The sequence below is a fragment of the Brevundimonas kwangchunensis genome, assembly GCF_039523815.1.
GTDB classification, from domain to species: domain Bacteria; phylum Pseudomonadota; class Alphaproteobacteria; order Caulobacterales; family Caulobacteraceae; genus Brevundimonas; species Brevundimonas kwangchunensis.
On the sequence record NZ_BAAAGA010000002.1, the window covers coordinates 125,358 to 131,864 of the forward strand.

Here is a 6,507-nt window from a genome sequence, read left to right on the forward strand (position 1 = left end):
GGTCAGCGGATAACGACGATGAACGGCGGGGCCTCGGCCCCGCCGTTTTCGTTTGAGGGCCTTATCGCGGCTGAGGCCGGGCCAGCGAGGCCAGCACCGGCAGGACCAGAAGGGTCAGCACCGTCGCCGTGGTCAGGCCGCCGATGACGACGGTGGCCAGCGGTTTCTGCACCTCGGCGCCCGGGCCCCAGGCGAAGGCCATCGGCACGAAGCCGAGGACGGCTACCAGCGCCGTGGTGATCACCGCGCGCAGGCGCGCCGTGGCGCCCTCGACCGCGGCCTCGAGGGGCGGAGCGCCGGCGTCCAGCCGCTGGCGGATGGCCTGCATCAGCACCAGCCCGTTCAGGGTCGCGACCCCGGACACGGCGATGAAGCCGACCGCCGCGCTGATCGACAGGGGCATGCCCCGCGCGGCCAGCGCCAGCGCGCCGCCGACGAGGGCCAGAGGCACCCCGGCGAAGACCAGCGCCGCGTCCCGCCACGATCTCAAGGCCATGACCAGCAGGGCTCCGATGGTCAGGAAGACGATGGGGACGATCAGGGCCAGTCGCGCCGACGCCCGTTCGAGGTTCTCGAACTGGCCGCCCCAGTCAAGCCAGCCGCCGGCCGGTGGACGGACGTCCTTCGCCACGGCCGCCTGGGCCTCGCGCACGAAGCCGCCCAGATCGCGGCCGCGAACGTTGGCCTGCACCACAATGCGGCGCTTGCCGTTCTCGCGGCTGATCTGGTTCGGCCCCTCGGCCGTGTCGAAACGGGCGACGGAGGACAGGGGGATGACCGGCGCGCCGGCCGCTGCGTCCTCGGGCATGACTGGCAGCTGGGTCATGATCACCGGGTCATTGCGCAGGTCGTCGGCCAAGCGCACGACGACGTCGAAGCGCCGGTCGCCCTCGTTGACCTGACCCGCCTGCCGTCCCGCCAGACCGATAGCCAGGGCGTCGGCCGCATCACTGGCGTGGACGCCCTGCGCTGCGGCTGCGGTTCGGTCGACGGTGGCGGTGATGGTCGGCTGGCCGGAGATCTGCTCGACCCGCACGTCCGCCGCCCCCTCGATGCCGCGCAGGATGCCGGCGACCTGTTCGGCCGTGCGGCTCATGGCGGCGAAGTCGTCGCCATAGACCTTGACCGCCACGTCCGAGCGGACGCCCGCGATCAGTTCGTTAAACCGCATCTCGATGGGCTGGGTGAACTCGTACTCATTGCCCAGCAGCTTGCGCAGCTCGGTTTCCATGCGCGCGACCAGTTCGGCCTTGGTCACGCTGCGGTCGGGCCATTCCGCGCGCGGCTTCAGCATGACGAAGGTGTCCGAGATCGACGGCGGCATGGGGTCGGACGCCACCTCGGCCGTGCCGGTGCGGGTGAAGACATGCGACACCTCGGGCTGGGCCATCAGGGTCCGCTCGACGCGGAATTGCATCTCCTGACTCTGCTCCAGCGAGGTGGAGGGCACGCGCAGGGCCTGCACCAGCACATCGCCCTCATCCAGCGTCGGCACGAACTCGCGGCCCAGCATCAGGAAGGCCATCAGCCCCGCCAGCAGGGCCACGCCGGCGCCGGCGAGCACGGCCCTCGGACGGGCGACGGCGGCGCGAAGGATCGGCGTGTAGCGCGCCTTGGCCGCGCGGGTCAGGCGGGTCTCCTCGTGGTCCGCCTTCGGCTCCTTGACCCACAGGGCGGCCATGGCCGGCACGAAGGTGAAGCTGAGGACGAAGGCGCCGGCGAGGGCCAGCATGACCGTGATCGCCATCGGGCCGAACATCTTGCCCTCGACGCCCTCGAACATCAGCAGGGGGGCGTAGACCAGCAGGATGATCGCCTGACCGAAGGCGGCGGGCCGGGCCATCTCGCGCGCCGAGGCGGCGGCGACGGACAGGCGCTCCGACACGGTCAGGGCGCGTCCGGTCTCCTCCCGCTTCAGGCCGAGGCGGCGCAGGGTGTTCTCGATCACCACCACGGCCCCGTCGACGATCAGGCCGAAGTCGAGCGCCCCGAGGCTCAACAGATTGGCGCTGATGCCGAACCGGTTCATCGCCGAGGCGGCGAACAGGAAGCTCAGTGGAATGACCAGCGCCGTGATGATCGCCGCGCGCACATTGCCCAGGGCGAAGAACAGCACGGCGATGACCAGTCCGGCTCCGACGAGCAGGTTGTGCTCGACCGTCTTGATCGTCGCCTCGACCAGTTCGGTTCGGTCCAGAGCGGGGCGGACGATGACGTCGGGCGGCAGGCTGGGCGCGATTTCCTCCAGCTTGCGGCCGACGCGATCGGCCACGGTGCGGGAGTTCTCGCCCTGCAGCATCAGGGCGGTGCCGATGACGGTCTCGCGGCCGTCGGCGCTGGCCGATCCGAGGCGAGGCGCGCGTCCGATCTCGACCGTGGCCACGTCGGACACGCGGATGACCTGTCCGCCACGGTTCAGGATCGGGGTCTGGGCCAGCTCCTGAAGGCTTTTCACCCGGGCGTCGGCGCGCACGATGTAGGCCTCGCCCGCGCGGTTGACGTAGCCGGCGCCGGCGATGCGGTTGGCATGCTCCAGCGCCTCGACCAGTTGCACCAGACCGACGCCATAGGCGGCCAGTCGCGCCGGGTCGGGATGGATGGCGTATTCCTTCACATAGCCGCCCAGCACGTCCACGCCGGCGACGCCGGGCACGGTCCTCAGCTGGGGCGCGACGATCCAGTCCTGAACGGTGCGCAGGTAGGTCGCCTTCTCCTGATCGGTGACCAGCCGCTCGCCCTCGGGCATCACATAGGCGACGCCCGGCCGGGCGGCGGCGCCGGTGAACTCCAGCGTCCAGATGTAGACCTCGCCCAGACCGGTCACGACTGGACCCATCGAGGGCGTCAGCCCCTCGGGCAGGTCCTCGCGCGCAGCCTGCAGGCGCTCGTTCACCAGGTTGCGGGCGAAATAGATGTCGGCGCTGTCGGTGAAGACGGCGGTGATCTGCGAGAAGCCGTGCCGGGACAGGGAGCGGGTCTCTGTCAGGCCGGGCAGGCCGGCCAGCGCGGTCTCCAGCGGGAAGGTCACCTGCCGTTCCACCTCCTCCGGCCCCAGCGCGGGGGCGACGGTGGTGATCTGGACCTGCCGGTTGGTGATGTCCGGCACGGCGTCGATCGGCAGCTTCATCAGTTCGCGCGCGCCCAGCAGGGCGAGCACGAAGGCGATGGCGATGACGAACCAGCGGAACCGGACGGAGGCGTCGATGATGCGGTCCAGCATGGTCAGTGCCCGTGGTCCGCTTCGCCCTTGGCCAGTTCGGCCTTGAGCAGGAAGGCGCCGGCGCCGGCGATGTGCTCGGTTCCGGTCAGGCCGGACAGGATTTCGATGCGTCCATCAGACGCCCGACCCGTGACGACAGGCCGGGCCCGGAAGCCGTCGGCCTCGACGACGAAGACCGAGGCGACACCCTCGACCGTCTGCACGGCGTCCAGCGGCACGGACCAGGCGCCCGTCCCGGTCCCGGCCGAGACCCGGGCCGACACGACCGAGCCGGCCGGCGGGACCTCTCCGGTTGCGCGGGCGCGGACGATGACGACGCCGTTCTCATTGGCCGGGGCGACGGCGGTGACGACGCCGGTCACGGCTTGCGATCCGGCGATGGTGCTCTCCAGCGTATCGCCGGTGCGGATCAGGTCGGCGGCCGAGGGCGGCGCTTCGAACACCAGCTCGACCCGGCGCGGATCGGCGACGGCGGCGACCTGCAGGGCTTCCTCGTGCAGCACCTGTCCGGGCGCGGCGCTGAGGCGGGTGACGACTCCGGCGATGGGGCTGCGCACGACCGTCAGGCCGTTCGAGCCCGGGGCGCCGAAGGCGCCGACGCGGGCGCGGGCGGCGCGCAGCTCGGCCTCAGCCCGGCGGGCCTCGGCGGCGGTGACGTCCAGCCGCGCCTGCGAGACCCAGCCCTGTTCGAACAGAGTGCGGTCGCGGCGCTCGGCGGCGCGGGCGGCGTCGACCGAGGCCTGCGCTGCGTCGGCCGTGGCGCGCGACGCGGCGCCTTCGGGACTGCGCAAGGTGACCAGCGGCGAACCGATGGACACCCGGTCGCCCAGGCCAACGTGGACCCGCGTGACGGCCCCGGCCAACGGGGCGTCGACGGAGGCCTCGGCTCCGGGCGCGAAGGCGACGCGGCCGGGCAGTTTCAGCTCGGTCCCGCCGCCGCGCTGCAGGGCAATGACGGTGACCCCGGCCTGCGCCGCGGCCTCGGGTGTCAGGGCGACGACGGGGCCGCCGCCCTCTTCCCCTTCGCTATGCCCTTCTTCCGCCGCGGCGGGCGAGGCGGTGGTCGCAGGCAGCATGCGGGCCGCCGCGAAGCCCACGCCGAGCGCCGCCACCACGGCGGCTCCGGTCATGAGCCAGTGTTTCTCGATCTTCATGCTCGTCTGTCCCGCCGATCCGCGCGGGATCGGCCTGAGGTCGCAGGGAGCCGCGCACGCGAAGGCGTACGCAGCGGTCTGGGTTCAGTCGGCCGGGCGCGAGGCGCGGCCGGGGATCAGGCGCGTGGAGGTCGGTCGGGGCCGGCGATCCGGCCCTGGGGCGCGGGCACGGCATTGGTCCAGCCTTCGCTCAGGGCGAAGCGGACAGCGGGCACGGGCGGGAAGGCCGTTCCGATCAGCGCTGCGGCGTGCGGATGGCAGCAGCCGTGGGCGCAGGCGAGCGCGCAGTCCTGACAGTCATCGGCGCAAGGATCGGCGGTGGTCGAGGCCGTGGCGATGCTCTGTTCGATGCCCGCAACAACCGGCGCAGGCTCGCACGGCGCGGCCCAGACGGGCTGAGCGACGGCGAACAGCATCACCAGCAGGGCGCCGATGAAGCCATAGCGTCGGAAGATGTCGCGCGAGGCGGGCATGGGGGCGATCTAGCATGACGTGGGACCGCTGTCTTGCGACCGACTAGCGCGCGCCGGTCAGGTCGCTCCAGCGCCATGACCCGGTGCCCAGCGCCACCTTCGGCGCGCCCGGCGCATCGGCCAGGGTTAGCAGCACCAGCCCGCGCACGGCCTGGGTCCGGCATTCGCGCGGGGAGAAGGCGACCTCGGCGGCGATGGCCTGACGCAGTCCTGCCAGCCCCTTGCCCTCCTGACCGGGGTTCTGGATCCAGTCGCCGTCCCAGATCAGCAGGGCACGGCTGCTGGAGGCGAGGTCGCCATGGGCCTGAGCCACCGCGACGCGCAGATCGTCGTCGTCGCGCAGCGCATCCTGCAATCGCTTGACCATGTCGCAGGCCCCGCCTCCACCGGAGCCGTTCCCGTTGCCGCCGCCCGAGCCGCCACCCGAGAGACCGGAACCCGAGCCTGCGCGCGCCGCGCCCGAAAGCTGGGCGGCGCTGAGAGAGGCCATGGGCACTGGAGCGGGCGGCGCGGTGGAGGGCGCGATGGGAACCGGCGGAACCTGCCGCGTCGGCGGCGCTTCGCGCAGCCTCAGGGGAGGCGGCGTCGCTGGCGGTTCGGGCGTCGGCGGTCCTGACGCGGCGCCGGCGTCTTCGGGCGCCGCCTCGCCGGGCGCGGGCTCCGGAACCGGCGGGGGCGGAGGCGGGGGCGGCGGGGTGAACAGATCGACGAGGATCGGCTCGGCCGCCGGTTCTGGCCTCGGCGTCGGTTCGGCGGGGACCAGAAGCAGCAGCAGGGGCACGCCCATGTGCAGGCCGACGCTGATCGCTCCCGCCGCCCAGCGCGCGCCGGATCGGTTCGCCTTGGGCTTCTTCCCGGTCATGCGGTCTCCGCGCCGTCCTTCGAAGGTCGCGGACGATGGGCGCCTGAAACGTCAGGAAAAAGGCGCCCGTCGCGCTGAAAAGCTTGGCTATTACAATGGTCAAGCTGCCGGAATCTGGCCCTGATCGCGTCATCACGTCGCCGTGACTCCCACCGTAGCTGTCAGGATCGGGAAAACTTCCGGGGGGTGGGCGCCCCCATGACGAATGGAGACGGACCTTGAACCGATCGAAACTCAGGCTGACGGCCCTGACCGGCGTAATCCTTGCGGCCAGCGTCGCGGCGAGCGGCTGCGCCAGCCACCGCTTCGTGCGTGACCAGAACGCAATCGTGGATGCGCGGGTGACCGAGGTCGACACCCGCGTGACCGGTGTCGAAGGCACCGCCGGGCAGGCCCTCGAGCGCGCCAACGCCGCGCACAAGCTCGCCGAAGGCAAGTTCCTCTACGAGGTCGTCCTTTCGGACGACTCGGTGAAGTTCCCGACCAACCGCCACGCCCTGTCGCCGGAAGCCGAACAGCGCCTCGCCGAACTGGCCCAGCGCCTGCGCAGCGAGAACCGCAACGTCTATCTCGAGATCCAGGGCTATACGGACTCGACCGGTACGACCGCCGGCAACGAGGAACTGGGCGCCGCCCGCGCCGAGGCTGTTCGTCGCTCGCTGAGCCGTCAGGGCGTCGCCCTGAACCGGATGGCCACCATCTCGTACGGCGAGGAGGCTCCGGTCGCCTCGAACGACACCCGCGAGGGCCGCGCGCAGAATCGTCGCGTCGCCATCGTCGTCCTGAGCTAGGACATCC

The 6,507-nt window shown here is 71.8% G+C and carries 5 protein-coding genes; 1 reads left to right on the forward strand and 4 read right to left on the reverse strand.

The genetic code is table 11. The annotated features are described in order from the left end of the window. Window positions 1-61 precede the first annotated feature (61 nt). The 4 genes from ABDZ95_RS05490 to ABDZ95_RS05505 form a co-directional block, all read right to left on the reverse strand. Window positions 62-3,220 carry an efflux RND transporter permease subunit gene (locus tag ABDZ95_RS05490; protein ID WP_343791497.1) on the reverse strand — a complete coding sequence of 1,053 codons (3,159 nt, stop codon included), beginning with the start codon at window positions 3,218-3,220 and terminating at the stop codon, window positions 62-64. Window positions 3,221-3,222: 2 nt separating this feature from the next. Next, entirely contained in the window at window positions 3,223-4,374 is a 1,152-nt protein-coding gene (locus tag ABDZ95_RS05495) for an efflux RND transporter periplasmic adaptor subunit (RefSeq protein WP_343791498.1), read from the reverse strand. 116 nt (window positions 4,375-4,490) lie between these two features. Then, window positions 4,491-4,847 carry a hypothetical protein gene (locus ABDZ95_RS05500; RefSeq protein WP_343791499.1) on the reverse strand — a complete coding sequence of 119 codons (357 nt, stop codon included), beginning with the start codon at window positions 4,845-4,847 and terminating at the stop codon, window positions 4,491-4,493. A gap of 43 nt (window positions 4,848-4,890) precedes the next feature. After that, the gene (locus ABDZ95_RS05505; protein WP_343791501.1) at window positions 4,891-5,709 is read right to left on the reverse strand and encodes a hypothetical protein; all 819 of its coding nucleotides are present in this window, start codon (window positions 5,707-5,709) and stop codon (window positions 4,891-4,893) included. A 218-nt stretch (window positions 5,710-5,927) separates the two neighbouring features. Between ABDZ95_RS05505 and ABDZ95_RS05510 the strand changes: the two genes are divergently transcribed. Then, the gene (locus ABDZ95_RS05510) at window positions 5,928-6,500 is read left to right on the forward strand and encodes an OmpA family protein (protein ID WP_343791503.1); all 573 of its coding nucleotides are present in this window, start codon (window positions 5,928-5,930) and stop codon (window positions 6,498-6,500) included. Window positions 6,501-6,507: the final 7 nt, after the last annotated feature.

Coding starts and splice junctions, on each gene's coding strand:
- ABDZ95_RS05490 (WP_343791497.1), bottom strand. CDS start 3,220: ATGCTGGACCGCATCATCGACGCCTCCGTCCGGTTCCGCTGGTTCGTC.
- ABDZ95_RS05495 (WP_343791498.1), bottom strand. CDS start 4,374: ATGAAGATCGAGAAACACTGGCTCATGACCGGAGCCGCCGTGGTGGCG.
- ABDZ95_RS05500 (WP_343791499.1), bottom strand. CDS start 4,847: ATGCCCGCCTCGCGCGACATCTTCCGACGCTATGGCTTCATCGGCGCC.
- ABDZ95_RS05505 (WP_343791501.1), bottom strand. CDS start 5,709: ATGACCGGGAAGAAGCCCAAGGCGAACCGATCCGGCGCGCGCTGGGCG.